We start from the raw sequence: 20,605 nt of genomic DNA, 5'->3' as shown, positions 1-20,605 counted from the left end.
GGAAGCATCAGCAAGCAGTGGCCGCACTGAAACGCCGGCACGTCGATGGGTCGAAGTGCGACTGGTGTGGTCAGGCGATGTGGCTCGCGGCCGAGAAGAACTGGGACTACCAGCCAGGCATACCGTTCAGCGGTGGACTACAAGGTGACCACGGCGAAATGACCAGGGCCGAAGCGATACGCCGAGGTCTCGAAATGCCACCGCCCGACCGACTGCTGCACCGCAAGTGCAACCAGCAACGCGGCGACGGAGTCAACGACCACCTGGCCGCAGCGAGCCGAGCCAAACCAACCGCACGGAACGAGGACCGCGCAATGGACTGGCCAATATGACCGCACCCACCCCCCGAGAAATATCGAAGGGGGCGGGGGCAGGCCAAATGACCCCCGAGTCAGGATTTTCTTTTTTCCTGAGTGGTGCAAAAATGGCTCTGACCAGCACGAACGCGGACGTGGACCGTTGCCGTTCGGAACTGGCGAAATCGGGGATTTCGTTGACCAAAGGCGCTGCGGCGCAACGACTTTCGGGTTATGCCTGAATCTGCGGGTAAGCGGCTCGTCGCGGAGTTTTCCAAGGCCGGTGACCCGTACTCGTTTACGTTCCAGGTTGAGCAGGCAGCTCATGTTGCCGATCACCTGGAGAAGCTGACTGCGCTGCTCCGCGGTGATCGTGATTCTTGGCTGGAAGTGAAGATCGGCGTCAAGACCGTGGAGGTGATCGTGACCGACGTGTTGCGTCAGCATCGGGCCACGGTCGCGCAGATGGAGAAGTCGCTGGCCGCGCTTCGCCGGCAACGCGCTGTCCTCGATGCCGGCGGCGGCGCCGAGGATGACGTGCTCGATGACGGCGACTGAGTTCCCGCCCGGCACGACGAATCGGCCTTGGCCGACCGAGTGGCCCGAGTGGCTGGGTACGTTCCCGCGGCTCACTGGCCGGCAGTGGCCCGAGTTCGAGTGCTGGCATGAGGGCGACGAGACACAAGGCGACCTCACGGCGAAGTTCGGCAAGAAGATCGGCGTGCACCTGCTGCCGTGGGAGTGGATGGTCATCCGCGGGTTCGAGTCGCGGCAGCCGGCCAACGCGGATGGCATCGAGTTGTTTACCCATCGCGTCGCGGTACTGGAAGCTACTCGCCAGCAGGGCAAGACGCTGATGCTCGCCCTACTGATCATCCGTCGCCTGTTCAAGCACCGCCGCCGAGTGGTCTACACCGCGCAGCAGTACGCCACCGTCGAGGACGTCTACGACCGCCTGGTGGCGATCATCGAACGGAGCCCGTCCCTGATGCGCCGGCTGGCCACCGAGCCGTCGAAGAAAGACAACCGGCCGACGATCGTGCTCAAGCCTGAGCGCGGCGATAAGCATGTCGTCAAGGCGAACTTCGGCCCGCGCACTCAGCACTTCGCCCGCGGGTTCACCGAACTCGATGACGTGATCTTCGATGAGGCATACGACCTGGTTCCGCGCGAAGTCGCGAACCTCACCGGCGCCCAGGCGGCATCGAGCAACGCGCAGACGATCTACGCGAGTACGCCGCCGGTGGTGTCGCAGCATCCGAACTGCCATCGCTTCGCCGGCCTAGTGCGATCCGTCGAGCAAGGTGACACACCCGGCCTCTATGGCGCGCTGTACCGGGCACCGAAGACATTCCAGCGCGGCGAGCCGGCGGCTTACCCGCTGGCACAACCCAGCTACGGCGTCGTCAACGACGACCGCGAGATGGAAGCCCACCTGCAGGGCGCCAAGGACGCCGGGCCGGAAGATCTGGCGCTGTTTGATGCGGACTGGCTCGGGTGGGGCGACTATCCGCCGCCGGCCAATAAGCGGCCGTCGGAGATACCCAGCGAGGTGTGGGAGCGCATGGGACCGAAGCCTGATCGTCCGGTGCCGGCGCTCACCGGCTCGCGGGTGGTGGTGCTTGCACGCGAGTCCCAGTGGGCGATCGTCGCGGCGCAGCGCACGATGGACGGCCGGATCCACATCGATGTCGGTTATGCCGAGGATGTCCCGGCCTCTGTGGTGGTGGCGAAGGTGGCCGCAGTGATGACGGCGTGGAATCCGTCGGCTTTGGTGGTGGCGCGCGGCGCGGCGGCTGAGGTGGTGCCGGATCTGGAGGCGGCGGGGTTTGAGGTGGTGACTCCGAACCGGGTCGAGGAGGCTCAGGCGTGCGGCGGGTTCTTGTCCGACGCGCTGGCCGGGCTGCTGTCGCACACAGGGCATTCCGGGCTGGCCGCCGCGGTCGAGGCGGCTGTTAAGCGCGAGCTCCCGGCGGCCAGCGGCGGGGGGTTTGTGTGGGAGGTGTTCGATGCGGCGTCGCACGCGCAGTTGATGGGTGCGACGTTGGCCCGTTGGGCGCTGTTGAAGTACGGCGCGGTGCGGAAGCGTCGGACTGCTGCGCCTCGCACCGCCGCCGCGAAGAAGACGAGCAACCCCGGCCCGGGGGTGGGTGCGCCGCGTCGGCGCCGTAAATCCGAGTTCGATCCGATGACAGCCGCTTTCTGACTTGAGAGGAGCGTTTGTGGCACCGAAGACAGCCGCTCCTCGCACGGAGAAGGGCTACGTCAACCCCATTCCGGGCAATATGGCGGCCTGGGGTTTGCCGATGCTCGACCAGCTCGAGGTGAATCCTGATCTGACGTGGCCGAATTCGGTGTTTACGTATGGGCGGATGGTCCGTGAGGACGCCCGGATCGCGTCGGTGTTGCGGGCCCTCGGGCTGCCGATCCGGCGTACACCGTGGCGGATCCGCCCGAACGGTGCCGACGACGCGGTGGTGCGGCACGTCGCGACGAGCATGGGTCTTCCGATCGAGGGTGACGACGAGGACCGGCCGACGCCGCGGACCCGCGGGAGTTTCTCGTGGGCACGGCATCTGCAGCAGGTGCTGACGGCGCAGCAGTTCGGCCACGCGGTGTTCGAGATTGTCTACGGCGCACCGGTGGGCGGGTTGTTTCCGCTGCGGAAGTTGGCGCCGCGGCCGCAGTCGTCGATCGCGTACTGGAATGTGGACCGCGACGGCGGTCTGATCTCGGTGCAGCAGTGGCCGGCGGGAACGTTCGGCGGGCCGGGCATGGTGGTGATGGCGCCGACGCAGATGGGTCCGGCGATCCCAGTGGATCGACTGGTGGTCTACACGCGCGATATGGATCCCGGTGTGTGGGTGGGCAACAGCCTGTTGCGGCCGGCGTACAAGCATTGGCGCTGGAAAGACGAGCTAATGCGCATCGAGGCCGCCGCGGCACGGCGGCACGGCATCGGTGTTCCCGTGATCAAGGGCAACGAAGGCGATTCCGGCGACGACGACCGCATGGATGAGCTGCTGGATATCGCGTCGAATTATGGCGGCGGCGAGTCGGCCGGTTTGGCGTTGACGGAGGGTGAGGAGTTCGTCATCGCGTCGCCGTCGGGCACTCCGATGGATCCGCGGCGCGCGATCGAGTACCACGACCACCAGATGGCTTTGGTGGCGTTGGCGCACTTCCTGAACCTGGACGGTAAGGGCGGCAGCTACGCGCTGGCCAGCGTGCAGGCTGACACGTTCGTGCAGTCGGTGCAGACGGTCGCTGACGATATTCGCGAGATCACCCAGGCGCATGTGGTTGAGGACATCGTTGACCGCAACTGGGGCCCGGAGGAGCCTGCCCCGGTGCTGGTGTTCGACGAGATCGGTTCACGGCAGGACGCGACGGCGGCAGCACTGCAGATGCTTGTGAGCGCGGGTTTGCTCACGCCGGACGAGCGCCTGGAGGCGTTCCTGCGGTCAGCGACCGGCCTGCCGTCGCCGGATCCGGACACGGCCCGCGAGGCCGAAGAGCCCGCGGTGCCCACCGATTCGCAGCCGCCTAAGCCTGGTGGCTCCGTCAACGTCAAGCCGCACACGCGCCGTGCCCCCAAGGCCCGCGCACGCCAGGCGAAGCTGAATGGAGAGCCGACGCTATGGGACAACTAGACCGGCGGCGGGCCTCGCGCCCGACGAATACCGACACCCGGCCGTGGTATCGGATCCAGAACAAGGCCGACGACGCCGCGGTGGCCGAGATCGACATCTACGACGAGATCGACTGGTTTTGGGGCGTTTCGGCGGTCGACTTCCGCAACGAGCTCAAGGCGCTCGGCGACGGAATCACCACGATCAACCTGCACATCAACTCGCCGGGCGGTGACGTCTACGAGGCCATCGCCATCATGAACACGCTGCGTCAGCACGACGCCAGAGTGGTCACCACCGTCGATGGAGTGGCCGCGTCGAGCGCCGGGTTCATCGCGGTCGGGGCCAGCGACGAGCTGGTGATGGCGAAGAACTCCGAGATCATGGCGCATCTGCCGTGGGCGTTCACTGTCGGCGACGCCAGTGACATGCGGAAGATGGCCGACGATCTCGAGCGGATCGGCAAGAACATCGCATCGATCTTCAGCGACCGCGCCGGCGGATCGGTCGATGAGTGGATGGACATCCTGACCGCCGAAACGTGGTGGTCAGCGCAGGAAGCCGTTGACGCCAAGCTGGCCGACCGTGTGCTCGACACCAACCCGAAGAGTGACAGCAAGGCGGCGACCAAGAACCGATTCGACCTGTCGGTGTTCAACCATGCCGGGCGTGATCATGCGCCAGCGCCTCGTAAACCGCAGGCGCACAACGAGACCCCTCGTCCCAAAGCGGTCGAGGCCGAAAGAAGGGAGCCCACCGTGGCACTGAGTGAGAGCGCGCTCCAGAAGCTCGGCCTCGACGCCGAAGCTGACGAAGACGCCATCAATGAGGCGATCGAGAAGTTCGCCGCGCCGGCCGAGCAGGGTCCGCCTGCGGAGCCGACGATCGAGCAAGCGGCTCAGGTGGCCGCGAAGTTCGGCCAGAAGCTCGTCAACGTTGCGCAGTTCGACCAGATGGCCGCTACCGTCGCGGATCTGCAGGCGCGCAACGAGGCTGCGATCAAGGCCGAGAACGAGGCCGCGATCACCAACGCGCTGGCCACCGGCCGGATCGACGCCAAGAGCGCCGACACCTGGCGCGCGGAGCTGGGCAAGAACCGCGACGGCACGCTGGCGTTGCTGGCCACGCTGCCCGCCAACAAGGCGGTCCCGGTCGACGAGATCGGCCACGGCGTGAGCCGCGAGGACTCGGCACAGGACGCCGAGAACGCCGCCGTCTACGCCCAGATCACCGGCAAGACCTTCGGAAAGGACGCCTGACATGGCCGAGCACACCCCGCATTACCTCCCGGCAGATCGGCTGCCGCGCACCACGTCCGCCGCGGTGACCGGCGGGCAGGTGGTCTACGTGTCGGGCAACGACACGGTGGCCCCCACCAGCGCGGCGACCTCGGCGTGGCTCGGTGTGGCCGGGCATGACGCCGCCAGCGGCGCGCAGGTCGTCGTCTACACCGAGGGCGTGCACCTGCTGAACGCCTCCGGCGCAATCGCGGCTGGCGCGCTGGTCATCCCGGCGGCGGCCGGCGCGGTCGCCGATCAGGGAACCCCGAGCGCCGCGAACGATGTGCAGGTCGTCGGCATCGCGTTGTCGGCGGCGGCCAGCTCCAAAGTCCTTGTCAAGCTGGGCCGCTGAGGCCCGGGTACACCACACCAGAAAGTAGGTAACCATGCCTCAGTACCCCCCGGGAGCGCCGTCCCTCAGTGGCGACGTCCTCTCGATCAACCGGTTCCTCAAGGACACCCCCTGGGTCGCCCGGGCGTTGCGGTCGGTCGGCGATGAGCAGTTCGTCGCCGACAAGATCCTCACGGGCCAGTTCTGGACCGAGTCCGGCTCGATCGGCTACGAACAGAACGAGGGCATCTACGCCGACCGGGACCCCAAGGCCGTCCCGCCCGGCGGCGAGTACCCCATCACCCCGATCAGCACCGGCCCGGCGTCGACCGCCAACACCGTCAAGTGGGGCAACGACGCGCTGCTCACCGACGAGGCGATCAGCCGCTACCGCTACAACGTGGTGGAGCGCGGGTTCCGCAAGCTGATGAACTCCCACATCAAGACGATCGACAGCGTCGGCCTGTCGGCCGCGGTGTCCGCGGTCACGCAGAACACCAACGCGATCGCGTCGTGGAAGACCGGCGGCGGCACGTCGAAGATCCTGCGGGATCTGATGCGCACCGCAACCAGCATCATCAACCTGAAGCAGGGCTACGCACCCAACGCGGTGTTCGTGGAGCCCGCGGTGTTCGCCAACGTCGTGTCCGACGACGACCTGATGAAGCTGCTGCCGCGCGAGTACAGCGGCCTGGATTCCACTCCTGTGCGCGCCGGCCTCAACTCGGCGTACATGCGGCAGATCGGCGGGTTCACGTTCATCACGAGCCCGAACGCGCCCGCCACCGGTAAGGCGCTGATGCTGGACACCGCGGTGTTCGGCGGATTCGCCGACGAGCGGCTGTCCTCACCCGACTACGTGCAGACCGAGAACGGTTTGCAGGTGCAGTCGATCCGCGACAAGGACGTCGACGGGTTCCGTATCCGTGCCCGCCGCACCACGGTGCCGATCGTCCTGGAGCCCGGCGCCGGCTGGCTCATCAACGGGGTGGACGCGTGAGCTTCAAGGTGGTCGCCCCTCTGGTCCTGGCCCGGGACTCCGAGGGGAAGGTGCACCACCACTACGCAGGGTCAGTCATCGCGTGGCTGCCCGACGATCAGCGTGCTCACTTCCTGGAGCTGGGCCTGGTGGTCGACGTCGGCGGTCCGATCGCTGACGAGCTGTCGGCCGGTGACGGGAAGCCGGATGCGAACGCCACCAACAAGGAGCTCATCGCCTGGCTGGTGGCGTACGCGGTCAAGGAGGACGGCAGCGACTACACCGAGGCCGAGTTGGGTCCGCCGCTGAAGAAGGCCGACCTGCGGGCCTTGGTCGACTCGGTGGAGTGACCGGTGGGTTTCTACAACGTGGTCCGGCCGTGTGTGGTGGGCCAGCTCCACTATGCGCGGCCCACCACGGAGCCCATCGAGGTCGATGACGACGTGGCCGCCCCGCTGGTCGAGGCGGGCTCGCTGCAGCCATACCGGCCCGGGCTGGAGATCGACTTGCTGATTGTCGACGAGCCCTACGACGACGTGGCCGCCCCGCTGGTCGAGGACGGATCGGAATCCCCGACCCTCCGCCGCCGATCGCGCCGCAAGTCCGAGGACTGATGGAACCGTTCCTCTGGATCGAGGAGTTCACCGGCGAGTACCAGGGCACCCTGTCGGATGGTGAAACCACCACGGCCACAAGGCTGTTGCAGGTGGTGTCCGACGGTATCCGCGGCCTGAGGCCCGACGTCGACACGAACGCCGCCTCCCAGGTGGTGTTCGAGGTGGTGCGTGACTGCATGATGTACGGCCACCTCGGTCCGTTGTCGAGTTTCCAGAACATCACCAGCCGCCGGCAGGAGGCGGGGACGTTCGACGCGGCCCGGGCGGTGGGCGACTTCCTCACCAAGCGTCAGCGCAAACTCCTCGGCCTGTCGTCCAGCGCGGCCCCGCGGGGCCGGTTCAAGAAGTGCGACTACTGACCGGTGGGCGTTTTCCCGATCGGTGACCAGCGTGTGGGTGTCGAGGTCGCTGTTGCGGTGCTCGATGGTGACGGGCAGGCGACGTTCACCGAGTACGGCGAGCCGGTGACCACCGCGTCGCTCGTGTGGGTGGACGGTGCGTGTTTCGAGATCCAGACACCGACGGAGCAGCAGAACCTCACTGTCACCACGAGTGAGATTGCGTGGGCGATGCTGCCGGTCGCTGACGGGGTGGTGCCGGCGGTCGACGACGACGGCGAACCCGCACCAGTGCAGTTCTTCGACGAGGCGGGCAAGCACACGATTTCGTCGAGTGTGTGGCTGCGGCACAACGGTTTGCGGTACGCGATGCGCGGTGACGCGGTGCTGGAGCAGGACATCCGGGGCCGCCAGGATCACGTGTTCTGCGTGTGCGAGAGGGAGAAGGGCTGATGGCCGCCGACTTCATCGTCGGTCTGCGTGAGCACATCGTGGAGCAGGACCGCGCCGGCGGCCTCACCGACGCCAAGGTTGAGATGGCCAAAGAGGGCGTCGCGATCGCCAAGTCCAAGGCCCCTGTCGATGAGGGAGATTACCGCGACGGTATCCGGGTCGGAAGACGTGGCGCGTCCGGTGTCGGCGTCGAGTTCACCGACTGGAAGTCTCGCCTGATCGAGTACGGCACTGACGATACCGAGGAATACGCAGTCGCCGCCCAGACCGCCGAGCGGCTGCGCACCAGATGACCGCGCCTTTGCAGTCGGCTTACAAGGCGGTCGACCCGATCGCGTTCGGCATCAGCTACTTTCGTCCGTTGGGCGCGGCGGACGCGATCGCGGCGAAGCGGTGGGCGGCCGGGATGGTGATGCCGTATCGGTGGGTGTCGGTCGTGGTCGACCCGCGGACGATGCATGCGTCGTGGCCGGTGGTTCGGGTGCACACTCTGGCCGCCACGTTCACCGACGCGGCGCGTGAGGGCGCCCGCACCGACAACCGCGCCCAGGTACTCGTCGACTACCCGGGGCACGACACGGTCATGCCCGACGGCTCGGTCGCGCACTGCTTCTTCGCTGAGATCCTCGAAGCGGCTCATGAGGAGCCGTATGCCGCCGAGACGGTCGCGACACGGTTTGTGTCGGAGTACCGGTTCGGTTTCTCACTCGTCGCGGCCTAAGCCCAAGGCTGCGCCACACCCCCGCATAACGCGGGGACATTGTTGCGCCCACTTCCACCTGTATTGCCGGATGCCTTCCGGTTCAACACCATCCGAAAGGAGCGACACTCATGTCGCAGCCATTGACCGGCACGACTTGGAACGGCGCCGGACTTGCAGACCTCGGCCCCGAGTTCCTGGAGCGGGGCAACCCGGTTCAGGTGCTCGGCCGCGACGCTCGCGGTGAGGCCACTGACATCTCTCCGCACAATGAGGACGGGTCGGTGCGCTGGTCGCCGTTCTCCCAGGACAACAAGTGGCGTGATGACCTGCTGGCGCGCAAGAAGGTCGGCGGTTACTGGGTCACGAACCCGGACCCGAATCAGGGCCTGTTGACGTTCGGCGCGTTCAAGGACGGCGACGGGCCGGCGTCGAAGCCGTCCATCAAGAACGACCAGTTCCGCATCGTGCAGAGCAACTTCCCGTACAACACAGCGCTCATCGAGGAGTCGGAGACGTTCTCCTTCACCCCGGTCGACACCGGCAACCCGGCGGTGCAGCATCTGCGGAAGAACCTGCGGCTGTCGAATGCCAACGGGGACATCATCATCCCCGATCCGGGCCAGTCCGACGCCGGCTACAGCCGGCTGGCCGGCGGCGGGAACCCCGGCCGTCAGTTCTTCATCGTGCGGGAGCTCTATATTGGCCCGCGGCCGATCTACAAGGTGGACGGCTACTGCCTTGCCCGGCTGGCCGACATCGGGAACAGCAAGAAGGACAAGAAGGATTCTGAGGCCGCAGAGCTGACCTACGAGCCGGAGCTCGACGGCATCATGATGGCGTTGGCGTACAACGCGCAGGGCGAGCTCGAGTATCAGCCGGTGCTGATGCACACCTGGTACGGCGGCCCGGGGTGGACCGATCTGGGTGGTGTGCCGGTGTTGTCAGCGGTCGCACCGGTGGCGACGGCTGGGTCGACGGGTGCTGCGACGTTGGCGTTCGCGGTGCCGACGGGCACGGGTGATCCGTGGTCGTACACGGCGCAGGTCAGCACGGACAGCGGTGTGACGTGGGGTTCGGCGATCACCCCGTCCAATGTGGCGGTGTCGTCCGGGACGGTCACCCTGTCGCTGACGGGTATCGCGGCGGGCGCGAAGCGGATCCGGGCGACGGTCACCGGCACCAACGGGGCGACGGCGACCACGCCGATGTCGAACAGCGTGACCATCACCTAACAAGGCCTCGCCGGGTGGGCGTCGGAGACGTCCTGGGCAGCGCCCACCCGGCGAGCACCACCCACATGCCTGGGAATTGCTCCACTGCCCGAGAGGAAACCCATGCCCGACAGTGATGTTCAGCTCAAGCCCATACGGCCCGAAGAGGCTCAGGCGCAGGCCGCCGAGTTCCTCAGCGTGTTCGCCGGGATCGACTTCGACCTCGGCGCCGGCGAGGTGTGGCACCTGCCGAACCCGAACTATCTGCCGCCCGCGATGAAGAAGCGGTACCTGAACCACCTGCGTTTCATCACCAAGGATCTCGACAAAGAGACCGAGAAGCACCCCGTCACCGGGAAGTCGCAGACCCGCACTGTGTGGCCGCTGTCCTACAAGGGCGAACTGATCGACGAGGACGAGCTGCTGTGCATCGCGCTCATGGGCGCCGACGTCGTCAAGGACCGCGATGCCTACTTCGCTGACGGCACCCTGCCCGACACCTATGAGCGGTTCCTGGCCGCGGGTGGTGTCCCCGGGCAGGTGCAGGTGCATTGGCGGGTCATGAACCTGCAGATGGAGGAGCGCCTCAAGCGCGACCCGAAAAGCAGCTGAGGCCCTGACGGTTTGGCTTCGCTGGCCCACCGAGGTCGAAGCGGAGATGCTGCGCGCCGGTTCGGATATCGCGTACTGGCACCGCCTGACACTCAACCCCGAGACCGGCACCCCGCGGCTGTCGTCGCGGCGGCTGCTGGTGATTCTCGACACCGCCGACGGCGACGGCCCGTTCAAGACTGCGGCTGACCGTGACGGCCGCTGGCCCGACTGGAAGCAAATGCTGGCCGAGCTGACCAACGAGGCGTACCGGATGCGGTCCTCGTTCTTCGCGGTCAACAGTGAGGACGGCGCAGCGAGGTTTGACACGACGCCACTCGAGTTCGTCGACCCCGTTGATGAGCGGTTACGCGCTGAGCGTGAGGCCGAGAAGGAAAAGCAAGCCCAGCAATCCCAGAGCGATTTCGAGTCCGCGATGGGGTTCTCCTGATGCCCGGAAGGTGGTGAGCACGTATGGATCCGTTGATCCTCATGATCGAACCGGACCTTGATGAGCGGGCCGCCACTGCCACGATGGCGCGGGCCCAGCGGGTGTATGAGGAAGGCGCGCGGGATATCTCGCGGGTGATGCGTCAGCAGCTCACCGAGGGCACCGAGCAAGCCGGCCGCGGGTTTGACGACCTGGAGCAGAAGGCGCGTAAGGCGTATCTGGGGATGCAGGACGCTGCTGACAAGGTGGCGCGTGAGCAGGCCAAGCTTGATGCTGCGGTGGAGCGGGGCGCGTCGAACACTGAGGTGCTGGCCCGTCGTGTGGAGCGGGCGCGGCTCGGGGAGATCGACGCGATTGAGCGGGCCACGCAGGCCTACCGGGAGTACGAGCAGGCGGCGAGCGGTGCGGGCGGCTCGATCCTGTCGGGGTTGCGTTCGGTTGCGGGGCAGGCGGCGGGAGCCGGGCAGGACGCTGCGGGCAGTTTTATGTCGGGGTTCGCGGGTGCGTCGGCGTTGACGCGTCTGGGTGCGGCGGGCGGCCCGGTGGGTATCGCGCTGGCAGGGACCGCGGTGTTGGGGTTCGCGGCGGGGAAGTCGTTGGCCGACAACTTCGTTGCCGGGTTTGAGTCGCTGCAGCAGCGAGACCTGATCGGGACACGCCTGGGTGTTGATGAGGCGACGATGGCCCGGTTCGGTGAGTCTGCCGGCGCTGCGTGGGTGAACGGTTGGGGCACGTCGGTTCAGGACAATCTGTTGACGTTGCAGTTCGCGGTGCATGCCGATTTGCTGGACCCGGCGTCGGGTGAGCAGCAGGCGCAGCAGCTGATCGAGCGGATGCAGACTCTCGCCACGGTTACCGGGGAGGATCCCCGCGCGATTGCCCGCGGCAGCCGCAACCTCGTGGCTACCGGATTGGCGGCGGACCCGGGTGAGGCGTTCGACTTGCTGGCGGCGGCGCAGGGTAAGGGCCTGGACCTCACCGGCGATCTGATCGACACCCTGGAGGAGTACGGAACCGCCTGGCACGGTGTGGGTTTGACCGGACAGGACGCGCTCGGCCTGATCACGCAGATGATGGACGCCGGTATCCGCAACACCGACGTCGCCGCTGACTCGCTCAAAGAGCTCGCGATCAGCGTCACCGACAATTCTGAGTCGACGCGGAACGCGTTCGCGGCGTTGGGGTTCGACGCCGATGAGATGAACCGCCGGTTCGCTGAGGGCGGCCCGGTCGCCCGGGAGTCCTACGGCGAGGTACTGACCGCGCTAGCTGCTATCGAGGACCCGACGGAACGCAACAACATCGGTTTGGCGTTGTTCAAAACGAAGTGGGAGGACGCCAAGACCGCGATCCAAGCCGCTGATCTACCCACGGCGGCAGCGGATCTGGGCAAGGTTGCCGGCGCGACGGACGAGGCCACGGCGAAGCTGTCGGCCCACGCGAACGGGTGGGATCAGCTGGGACGCAGCATCGACCAGACGATGGGTGGTCTGCAACGGTGGTTGGCTGACACAGCGATCGGCCAGTTCTTCACGCAGACGATGCCGAGCACGCTCGCCAACACGTTGGACAAGTACGGCCCCGGAGGCTCCTACTGGGCGGACGACCCTGCGGCAGCGGCGAATCCGAACGCGCCTTCCGGCGCGGGCCCGGGCCGCTGGGTGACCACCGGTTCGGGGCAGACGATCTGGGTGCCCGGTGGCGCTGCTACGCCCTCTGCTCCGGGGGCGTTCCGTGAGCCCGTCCCGGTCCCGACGTCGCAGTTGAACCGCCCTGACCCGGCGACACGCACCACCCCGGTACCCATGCCCACCACGGGCGCCGGCGGTGCCAGTGAATCGCTCCCCTCGGCGCCGGTGCTGCCGATGCAGTACACCTCGGTCGCTGGGATGCCCACGCAGGTCGCGAACGCGCAAACCCGGCTAGACGAGGCGCGCCACGCCCTGGCGGAGAAGCAGGCGCGCACCACACAACTCGAGCAGACGACCGTCGCGACCGCGGATGACATTCAGAAGGCACGCAACGACGTCATCGAGGCCGAGCGGGACATGCAGCAGGCCGAGCAGGCGTTGCAGGACGCCCGCGTCAACGAGTACGAGCGGATGACCAAGGAATCCGAGCGGATGGCCAAAGGTCTACAGAATCACGCCGACAAGCTTGGGCAGATCGGTGCGCAGCTCGACTCCGATTTCGGTGTCAGTGAAGGCCTGGCGGGGATTGCGGACAACATCACCCGGTTCCTGGCGAATCTGGCGTTCGCCCCCGCCTATGGCGCGTTGTCGGCGGTGCAGGCCGCTAACGGGTTCAGCCGCGGGGAGGCCGGTTCCGGCCTGCTCGGGATGGCCGGTGCGTCCGGCGCCTTCGGTGACCAGTTCGTTCCGATACCGTCCTGGGCGCGCAACCAGAGCGCCAGCCCTTCCCTGTTGGGTCCCGCCGCGCTGCAGCCCGGAATGGCCGGGCTACCGTCCATGCCCGCCGCCGGGTCCATGGGCACCCACTCCCAGATCGGCCTGGCCGAGAACATCGCCAACCGGTTCGGCCTCAACATGACGTCCGGGAAGCGCAGCTGGGCCGGAACAGCTTCCGGGCAGAGCTGGCATCTCTCGGGTCAGGCGGGCGACTTCTCCAACGGCAGCGCCAACACCCCCGAGATGCGCGCCTTCGCCCAGTACATGTCCGACAACTTCGCGCCCTACCTGCAGGAGCTGATCTACAGCGATCCGTCGTTCTCCGGGAACATCTTCCAAGGGCAGCCGCACCAGTACTCGGCGGGCACGCTGGCCGATCACCGTGACCACGTTCACGTCGCGATCAAGGATCAGTACCAGCAGATGCTGTCCCAGATGTTCGGCACCACCACCGACGGCATGGGCGACAACTACGACGCGTTCGGCGTCCCGGGCGGGCAGCCATGGTCGGCGGACTGGCTGACGATGGCGCAGAAAGAAGCGTCGGGGAACTGGCAGGCCAACACCGGCAACGGCTACTACGGTGGACTGCAGTTTCTTCCGTCGAGCTGGGAGGCCGCGGGCGGCACGCAGTACGCGCCGCGGCCCGACCTTGCCACCCCATATCAGCAGGCGATGGCGGGCGAGAACCTCCTGGCGTTGCAGGGGCCGGGCGCGTGGCCCAACACGTTCACCCCGGGCAGCGCCGGGCCGGCGGCGCCGTCGCAGTCGGTGGCGGGTGGCCGCCAGTTCGGGCAGGGCTTGCCGGCGTCGGGTGGGATCGGGTTCAACGGCGGCGTGATCGGCGCGGCCCTGTCCGCGGCAGCAGGCGCGGCGGGGGGCGCGGGGAGCTTCGGCGCTGGCGGTGGTGCAGCCTCTGCGGCAGCGGATCTCGGCATCCAGTTGCTTGGCCGGGCGGCCGGCGCCGCCGGGCAGTATGCGGGCGCTGCGGCCGGTGGGCTGTTGGAGACGTTCGCGTTGAACGATTCCGCGTTGGCCGACCCCGGCCGGTCGTGGCTGGGTCGTCTCGCGATCGCGGGCGCCGGGATGCGTCCCGCCCTGCCGAACACCGCGGGTGAGCTCGGCGGCAAGCAGAACGACAACATGGCCGAAGGTGGGAAGCAGCCCCCACCGCCGTTGACGCCGCAGCAGGCCAAGCAGGCCCGGGAGGACGAGAGACGCTCCGGCGACCCCAACGCGGCTATCGGCAAGAACGGCACCACGATCAATAACAACATCAGCGTCACCAACCAGCGGGCCCGCGAAGACGGGACCGGCCGCGACATCCAGGCCGCGATGGGCGCGCAGGCCTTCGCGAGGGCGCCGCGGTGACGCGGATCAAATACCCGGCCGGGCCGGTGACGCCGCACGGCCGCTACCACATCCGCAAGGGCGACCTGCCCGAGGTGTCGCTGATCTCACCCAATGATCAGATTGTCACCTGGCTGATGGGTGGGCACGCGATCGCCGACCCCTACGCCAGCCCGGAATCCGTTCAGGTCAAAGACATCCGCGGTCTGATCGCCCCGTGGGAGACGATCGACCAGCAGGGCGCCACCGAGGACGGTGTCACGTTCGTCGATGCCCTGTACGGCCCGACGGAGATCGATATCGACGTCGAGCTGTTCGCCCGCGACTCCAAGCACCTGCGGCGCCTACGCCGGCACCTGTTCGAGTCCCTGGACGTCAAGGATCAGTCCGAGTTCGGGTGGATGACTCACGAACTCGGCTATTGGTGGGCGCCGATCCGGTGGTGGAAGAAACCGGACAACCCGGAGAACGCGCCGCAGCAGTCCCGGCAAGCGCTCACGTTGCGGCTGCGCGCCGATTCCGGGTTCTACCAGTCGTTCCCCGACCTGGCCAGCTTCAGCTTCGTCTACGACGATTTCACCGACAGCTTCAACACCGCGGACTACACCGCGCCCCGGAACCTCGGCCCGAACTGGCCGATCCGCTACGACGGTGACGGCGGCGGCTTCCTGTACAGCAACGGGCACCACGCCCTGTGGCTCGACGACCCCGACGACCTGTTCGTCACCCAGTCCCGCGAGGCCGTCGCGGGCCCGTTCAAGGACTTCCACACCGCCAGCGACAACCAGGTCGTCCGCGATGTCCTCGGCTCGTTCCCCGAATGGTCGCTGCCCGAGACCGGCGCCAACGACCTGTGGGCACGGATGTCCCGCAACCCGGACGGCACCTGGGCTGGTGACGGGATCCGCCTGCGCCGCACCACCAGCCGCATCTATCTGTCGGCGTTCGTCGACTTCGACGAAGTGTGGACCCGCAGCATCATCAACTGGCTGATCCCGTTCCCGGGTGACGAGTGGACGTTGGCCGCCGGCTACGAGGACGACCCGCGCCTGTTCAAGGTGTTCCGCAACGGCGGTGAGGTCGCGACCTATAAGGAAACCGGCACGGTGTCACGGGTGGGCCCCGACTACCGCGGTGTCGGGTTCGGTGTCCTGGCGGCTGGTGCGCTCCTCACCCAAGCCACCCCGGCGATCGTCCGTAAGGTCGCCGCCGGGGACAACGGCCTGGTGTCGCAGACCGGGGTGTTGGCGCGTTGCAACGCCGGTGATCAGGACGCCTACGACGAGTACACCCTGTACGGGCCGGCCACGAAATTCGAGATCGCCAACGGGCCCGGCTCGACGGAGATGATCGAGTTCGGTCCGCTCGGCGTCGGGGAGATCGCCCACATCCGCACCGACCCGCGCCGCAAAGGTGTCTTCGACCTCACCGAACGCGCCGCCGCGGGGGTGTCGCCCGCGCTGTTCGGGGCCAGCCCGACGGACACGATGTACCGGAAGATGAAGGGCCGGTTCACCGCTGACTGCGCCATCCCGGCCAAGCAGCCGGGTATGCGGGTGCAGACCCATTTGGTGAAGTGCGCGATCACCGGCGGCAACGCGGACTCGAAGATCGAGGCGTCACTGACACCGCTGAGGCGCTACCCGCAGTGACCACCGCCACGGCCTCCCGGTTCGAGCTGGTGGAGGTGCTGCACACGCAGCTGCGCACCGGCACGCGTGAGCAGCGCGCCGCCGCCGCGACAAAGCTCGCCGATCTGAAATCGGCGGAGCAGACCGACATCGTGGTCACCGTCCACGACAAGTACTGGAATCCGGTCGGGGAGATCGGCGACCACGAGGAACTGTCGCTGGACATTCCCCGCAACGTCACCCCCACCCTGGACTTCACGCTCAAGGGCGGCGACGGCTCCACCAGCGGCCCGTCAGCCCAGGATCACCACATCCCCCGGCTACGGCGTTGCCGCAAAGAGTTGGTCGGTGTCACCGTCGAGGTCGGGGCGGTGCGGTGGGCCGGGTTCGTCGACCACACCAAGTACTCCTACAAGGGCGGGAAACGCACCCTCACCGCCAATTGCCTTGGCATCTTCGACATCCTGAACTACATCCACGTCCTGCCGTCGTGGTGGCTGCCCATCCAGGCCCAGCCGGTCTCGCACGCCGTGTTCATCGGCCCCATCGTCAGTTGCTTGGAGTCGATGATCGCCGAGCAGGCGATGCGGCTGCAAGCGGGGATCTGGGAGTTCGTCAACCAGGCCGGCTCCCTCAACCCCGACATGCGGGCATGGTTCGGGACGCTGCTGCAAACACTGCAGAACGAAGGCAAGAGCGTCGAGGCGTTCCTGACCGCGTTGAAGACCCCGATCTACGTGGTGCGCACCAACATCCTCAAGGACACCTCCATGATGGTGGCCCGCACGGTGCGCATGGAGAAGATCGGCGCGGTCATCGAGGACATGACCAAGGCGTACGGCGTGGACGTGCGCATGGACCTGTGGAAGCCCGGCGACCCGCAGCCCGACGAGTGGGCCAACCTGACCCACCCCACCTACGTCGTCACCGTCAAAGACCGCCTCGCGACCACCGGGCCGACTCAGACGATCGCCGATTCGATCCTGAAAACCGTTGTCGACCTTGGTGGTTCGTTCTTCGGCGAGATCAAGGGTGTCATCGAGCAGGCGCCCGGCGCTGAGGGTGTGTTCATCTCCAGTCTGGCCGGCGTGGACTTCGAGGAACCGATCGCGGTGCTGGTCGACGGACCCGACACCCCGATGCTCGAGTTCGACATCGACGACTACCACCCGCGCGGCCACACCATGCTCCTCGGGGGACGATCGCCAACCTGGGTCGGTGCCCCCGGGCTAACAACCTGGGGGCACCGGCCCAGAGGGCAAACCCTGAGTCAACAACCTGATCAACATCACCCTGTCGTGGCTGATCGACAGCCTGATGATTTTCATCGGAATCACCGGTGTCCCAAGCAATTTGCTCGACGGGTTCCTCAACGATGCGTTCCTGGCGTTTCAGGCGATCCAGCTGTACGACCGCCGCGACGAAGTCGGACCGTACGGTCGGCCGGAGAACTTCCTGCCCACCGCGTCGGCGCCGTACAACATCGAGGCGATCTTCTCGTTCGTCAACCACATCTGGGACACCCGCGGATGGCGCAGTGCGACAGCGAAATTCCGCAACGGGAAACCGTTCAGCCTGGGCCAGCATTTCGTGCCCGGCGGAATGATGTCGATCGCGCACGGCGACGAGCTCTACACCGACTACGTCGAACACATCTTCCTGCGCGACAACCGGCGCGAACGCGCGGAGATCGTCGTGCAGATCGGCGACAGCAAAGCCATCGAAGCGCCGCTCGCCCGCACCCAGCGACTGGCCACCGGAACACAAGAGGCCCTGAACGTGCTCACGTTGGCGCCGCAAGCGGCATGAAACTGATTGGGAGGCACACGCGTTGACCGCACCCGCGCCCGAAGTCGTGACGATCGACAACGAAGAGTACTACCAGTGGAAAACGGTCCTGCGGATCCCGAAGAACTGGACCCCCGAGAGCGGGGTGTTCATCGCCGTCGCCCCGCCCGGCGGGATCGCGAACTTCCCCGCCGCCGTCCAGGGCGACAACGGGCTGCCCCCGACGCTGCGCAACGTGGTGCTCACCGAGCTGGCCGCCGACGACCCCACCCCAGCATCAGCGGAGTGGACGGAGATCAGCGCGGGAAGCTCCACCGTCCGCCCCATCTACGACCTGGAGATCGCGCTGCACCGCGGCGAGGCCGGATCTGACGGCACGCTGACCATCCTGACCGCCACCGACCTCACCCTCACCGGCGCCCAAGCGGGTTACGTGCTGGCGTTGAAGTCCGACGGCGCGGGCGGCTACAACGGTGTGGAGGCCGTCGCCCAGAAGGTCGGCAACATGTACTGGCCGACCGCGATTTCGACGCTGACCAACGCATCCGGCGCCAACGCGCTCACATCGGTGCCGGTGCCGACGCAGCCGTGGCCGTACCGGCTGTGCGTGCAAGGACAGCAGACCATCAGCCCCGACGGCCCCGACGTGCAAGCCGACCTCGTCGCGCGGCTCGGCGGGACCGGCACCGGCACCGGCGCCACCGACGGCAACGTGATCGCCCGCGGCCAGGGCCTGCCCGGCGGCGCGATGCAGAACCTGGTGCTGTCACCGGCGCCGCCGGCCGCGAGCGCACCCGGCTTCGGTGAGGTGTCCAACGGGGCGGCCCGCACGGTGTACATCCGTGTCGAGCAGATCGGCTCGGGCACGGACACGTTCGACACCGTGGCCGGGCGCGGCCTGTTCAGCGTGAGGGTTGAACCGCTTCGATGAGCGATGCCTACTCGGGCCGCGAACCCGTCACCGCGCCCGGCATCCACGACCGGGCCCCGGCGACGGTTGTCCCGCCGTTCACGCAGGCCCAGCTGCGCGCCAAAGGGCAGCAGTGGATCGAGGAGTTCCTCAAACAGGTGCTGCTCGCGCTGAAGGGCGTGTTCACGTTCGGGATCCCGTCGTTCGACCAGCTGCGGGATTGGGCGGAGGGCCTGGCCGCTCAGTGGCAGGCGTCGTCGGATGCCGTGCAGCAGCAGATCATGGACTGGCTGACCGGGATCGTCGACTCCACCGAGACCGATCTGGACAACTGGCTGCTCGACCTCGCGAATGGGAATGCCAGCTGGACGCAGCTCGGGCAGATCGTGCAGGGCGAGCTCGTCACCCCAGTCACCGCAGCGGTGGCGGACTTCAAGGACTGGTGGAACAGCCTGGTCGGCTGGCAGGACTCCACCACCACGACCGCGACGGATATTCAGAACACCCAGATCGCTACGACGGCGAATGGTGTTCCGCGGCAGCCGAAGTGGGTGTCGCCGTATCCGTTGTCTGATGTGACTTACCCGGTGTCGATGCACATCAATCAGTGGGTGCGCAGCGGCGCCACGGGGGCAGCGTCGGCGGGTACGGCGCACACTCACGGGGCTGGGACGCTGCAGACGGGGACGACGTCGTACGCCACCGGGCAGGGCAACAGCAACGGCGCGGTCATGACGATCACGAACACGATGGTCGTGGACACGATCGGCTACGCGGGATCGCGCGACGCCGCCGTGGACGCCGTGTTCCTTGAGGTTTTCAAGGTCAACGAGGACGGCAGCGCAACAAGGGTGTCGTCGACGAATGTCACGGCCACGATCTCGACCGGTGCTGACGAATACCGTTTCGTGACACTGCCTTCGCCGCTGTTGTGCCAGGCCGGCGAGGAGTATCTGCTCCGGTTGCGCAACGCCTCGACGGTCGCTGGCGATGTGTGGGTGATCGCCCAGCCTGGCGGTGGGCTGGGGCCGCAGGGTTCGTTCGTGACGGTCGGCTCATCGTTGACCAATCAGACGTCGTACACGTCGGGGGAGATGGCCACCGCGCTGTCGTCGGCGGACAAGCTGTGTTGGTTCATGCTCGGCGCCGGATCCCCGCCGTTGCCGGAGCTGGCCTTCTCGGACAATTTCGACCGGACCCTGCTCGGCAACTTGTGGCTGACGAAGTCGTCGACCGCGTCGCAGCTCGCCATCATCGGTAATGCGTTGCAGTACAACAGCGCAACGAACGGTGTCCAGGCCGGGATCTATGTCCGCAAGGCCAACTACGACGCGGCGAAGGTTGAGGCGTACCTGTCGGTGAATCCGCTTGCGGTGCTGGGGCAGCGGGTTGGTTTGATGCTGCACTGCAACCAGGACATGAGCCAGGTGGTGTTCCTCGGTGTCGGCCCTTCCGACGCGAATCTGTATTCGGGGGGCTGGAATTCGCTGACCGAGCGGCAGACCGACGGCGATGCGGGTAGCGGCTTGTGGTCGCTCTATTGGGACGACACGGCCGGCAAGTACATCGTGCTCAAGAACGGCGCGGCGACCGGGCTGGAGTGGGCGGCGGGCGGCGCAACCGTCCGCGACGAGAA

Annotated in this window: 19 protein-coding genes and 1 pseudogene; all 20 read left to right on the top strand. The window is 67.0% G+C overall.

Translation table 11 applies throughout. The annotated features are described in order from the left end of the window. The first annotated feature begins 530 nt into the window (after positions 1-530). Positions 531-854, top strand: a complete 324-nt coding sequence (locus ADBZ6K_RS24730; protein WP_526351693.1) for a hypothetical protein — start codon at positions 531-533, stop codon at positions 852-854. Then, positions 841-2,502 carry a DEAD/DEAH box helicase family protein gene (locus ADBZ6K_RS24725; protein ID WP_526351691.1) on the top strand — a complete coding sequence of 554 codons (1,662 nt, stop codon included), beginning with the start codon at positions 841-843 and terminating at the stop codon, positions 2,500-2,502. Before ADBZ6K_RS24730 ends, ADBZ6K_RS24725 begins: the two co-directional genes overlap by 14 nt. A 79-nt stretch (positions 2,503-2,581) precedes the next feature. Continuing rightward, on the top strand, positions 2,582-3,949 hold the full coding sequence (locus tag ADBZ6K_RS24720) for a phage portal protein family protein (RefSeq protein ID WP_526351747.1): 1,368 nt from the start codon (positions 2,582-2,584) through the stop codon (positions 3,947-3,949). Beyond that, the gene (locus tag ADBZ6K_RS24715) at positions 3,937-5,187 is read left to right on the top strand and encodes a head maturation protease, ClpP-related (protein ID WP_526351689.1); all 1,251 of its coding nucleotides are present in this window, start codon (positions 3,937-3,939) and stop codon (positions 5,185-5,187) included. The genes ADBZ6K_RS24720 and ADBZ6K_RS24715 overlap by 13 nt, the downstream gene beginning before the upstream one ends. A gap of 1 nt (position 5,188) precedes the next feature. After that, positions 5,189-5,560, top strand: coding sequence for a capsid cement protein (locus ADBZ6K_RS24710; RefSeq protein WP_526351687.1), 372 nt, complete (start codon positions 5,189-5,191; stop codon positions 5,558-5,560). 34 nt (positions 5,561-5,594) lie between these two features. Further along, on the top strand, positions 5,595-6,539 hold the full coding sequence (locus ADBZ6K_RS24705; RefSeq protein ID WP_526351685.1) for a phage major capsid protein: 945 nt from the start codon (positions 5,595-5,597) through the stop codon (positions 6,537-6,539). Continuing rightward, a complete protein-coding gene (locus ADBZ6K_RS24700) occupies positions 6,536-6,868 on the top strand; it encodes a hypothetical protein (protein WP_526351683.1) in 333 nt (110 codons plus the stop codon). The genes ADBZ6K_RS24705 and ADBZ6K_RS24700 overlap by 4 nt, the downstream gene beginning before the upstream one ends. A gap of 3 nt (positions 6,869-6,871) precedes the next feature. Then, entirely contained in the window at positions 6,872-7,132 is a 261-nt protein-coding gene (locus ADBZ6K_RS24695) for a hypothetical protein (protein ID WP_526351681.1), read from the top strand. Next, on the top strand, positions 7,132-7,494 hold the full coding sequence (locus ADBZ6K_RS24690) for a hypothetical protein (protein ID WP_526351679.1): 363 nt from the start codon (positions 7,132-7,134) through the stop codon (positions 7,492-7,494). The genes ADBZ6K_RS24695 and ADBZ6K_RS24690 overlap by 1 nt, the downstream gene beginning before the upstream one ends. A gap of 3 nt (positions 7,495-7,497) precedes the next feature. Further along, positions 7,498-7,926: a hypothetical protein gene (locus ADBZ6K_RS24685; RefSeq protein ID WP_526351677.1), complete on the top strand. Its 429-nt coding sequence runs from the start codon at positions 7,498-7,500 to the stop codon at positions 7,924-7,926. After that, positions 7,926-8,219: an HK97 gp10 family phage protein gene (locus ADBZ6K_RS24680; RefSeq protein WP_526351675.1), complete on the top strand. Its 294-nt coding sequence runs from the start codon at positions 7,926-7,928 to the stop codon at positions 8,217-8,219. The genes ADBZ6K_RS24685 and ADBZ6K_RS24680 overlap by 1 nt, the downstream gene beginning before the upstream one ends. Next, on the top strand, positions 8,216-8,647 hold the full coding sequence (locus ADBZ6K_RS24675) for a hypothetical protein (RefSeq protein WP_526351673.1): 432 nt from the start codon (positions 8,216-8,218) through the stop codon (positions 8,645-8,647). The genes ADBZ6K_RS24680 and ADBZ6K_RS24675 overlap by 4 nt, the downstream gene beginning before the upstream one ends. A 110-nt stretch (positions 8,648-8,757) precedes the next feature. Further along, positions 8,758-9,861 carry a hypothetical protein gene (locus ADBZ6K_RS24670; protein WP_526351671.1) on the top strand — a complete coding sequence of 368 codons (1,104 nt, stop codon included), beginning with the start codon at positions 8,758-8,760 and terminating at the stop codon, positions 9,859-9,861. Between the two features lie 102 nt (positions 9,862-9,963). Next, on the top strand, positions 9,964-10,452 hold the full coding sequence (locus ADBZ6K_RS24665) for a hypothetical protein (RefSeq protein WP_526351669.1): 489 nt from the start codon (positions 9,964-9,966) through the stop codon (positions 10,450-10,452). A 46-nt stretch (positions 10,453-10,498) separates the two neighbouring features. Beyond that, a complete protein-coding gene (locus ADBZ6K_RS24660; protein ID WP_526351667.1) occupies positions 10,499-10,882 on the top strand; it encodes a hypothetical protein in 384 nt (127 codons plus the stop codon). A 23-nt stretch (positions 10,883-10,905) separates the two neighbouring features. Then, on the top strand, positions 10,906-14,661 hold the full coding sequence (locus ADBZ6K_RS24655; RefSeq protein WP_526351665.1) for a transglycosylase family protein: 3,756 nt from the start codon (positions 10,906-10,908) through the stop codon (positions 14,659-14,661). After that, positions 14,658-16,292: a DUF7257 domain-containing protein gene (locus ADBZ6K_RS24650; protein ID WP_526351663.1), complete on the top strand. Its 1,635-nt coding sequence runs from the start codon at positions 14,658-14,660 to the stop codon at positions 16,290-16,292. The genes ADBZ6K_RS24655 and ADBZ6K_RS24650 overlap by 4 nt, the downstream gene beginning before the upstream one ends. Continuing rightward, positions 16,289-18,106 carry a Gp37-like protein gene (locus ADBZ6K_RS24645; RefSeq protein WP_526351661.1) on the top strand — a complete coding sequence of 606 codons (1,818 nt, stop codon included), beginning with the start codon at positions 16,289-16,291 and terminating at the stop codon, positions 18,104-18,106. The genes ADBZ6K_RS24650 and ADBZ6K_RS24645 overlap by 4 nt, the downstream gene beginning before the upstream one ends. Next, complete coding sequence (locus ADBZ6K_RS24640) at positions 18,103-18,990, top strand: hypothetical protein (protein WP_526351659.1); 888 nt, start codon at positions 18,103-18,105, stop codon at positions 18,988-18,990. Before ADBZ6K_RS24645 ends, ADBZ6K_RS24640 begins: the two co-directional genes overlap by 4 nt. Continuing rightward, positions 18,987-20,605, top strand: a pseudogene (locus ADBZ6K_RS24635) (hypothetical protein); the annotation flags it as partial. The gene ADBZ6K_RS24640 and the pseudogene ADBZ6K_RS24635, both read left to right, overlap by 4 nt.

It is taken from the genome of Mycobacterium sp. (assembly GCF_044223235.1).
GTDB lineage: Bacteria > Actinomycetota > Actinomycetes > Mycobacteriales > Mycobacteriaceae > Mycobacterium.
Note: the sequence above shows the minus strand (reverse complement) of the source record. Positions and strands in the feature narration are given on the sequence as shown.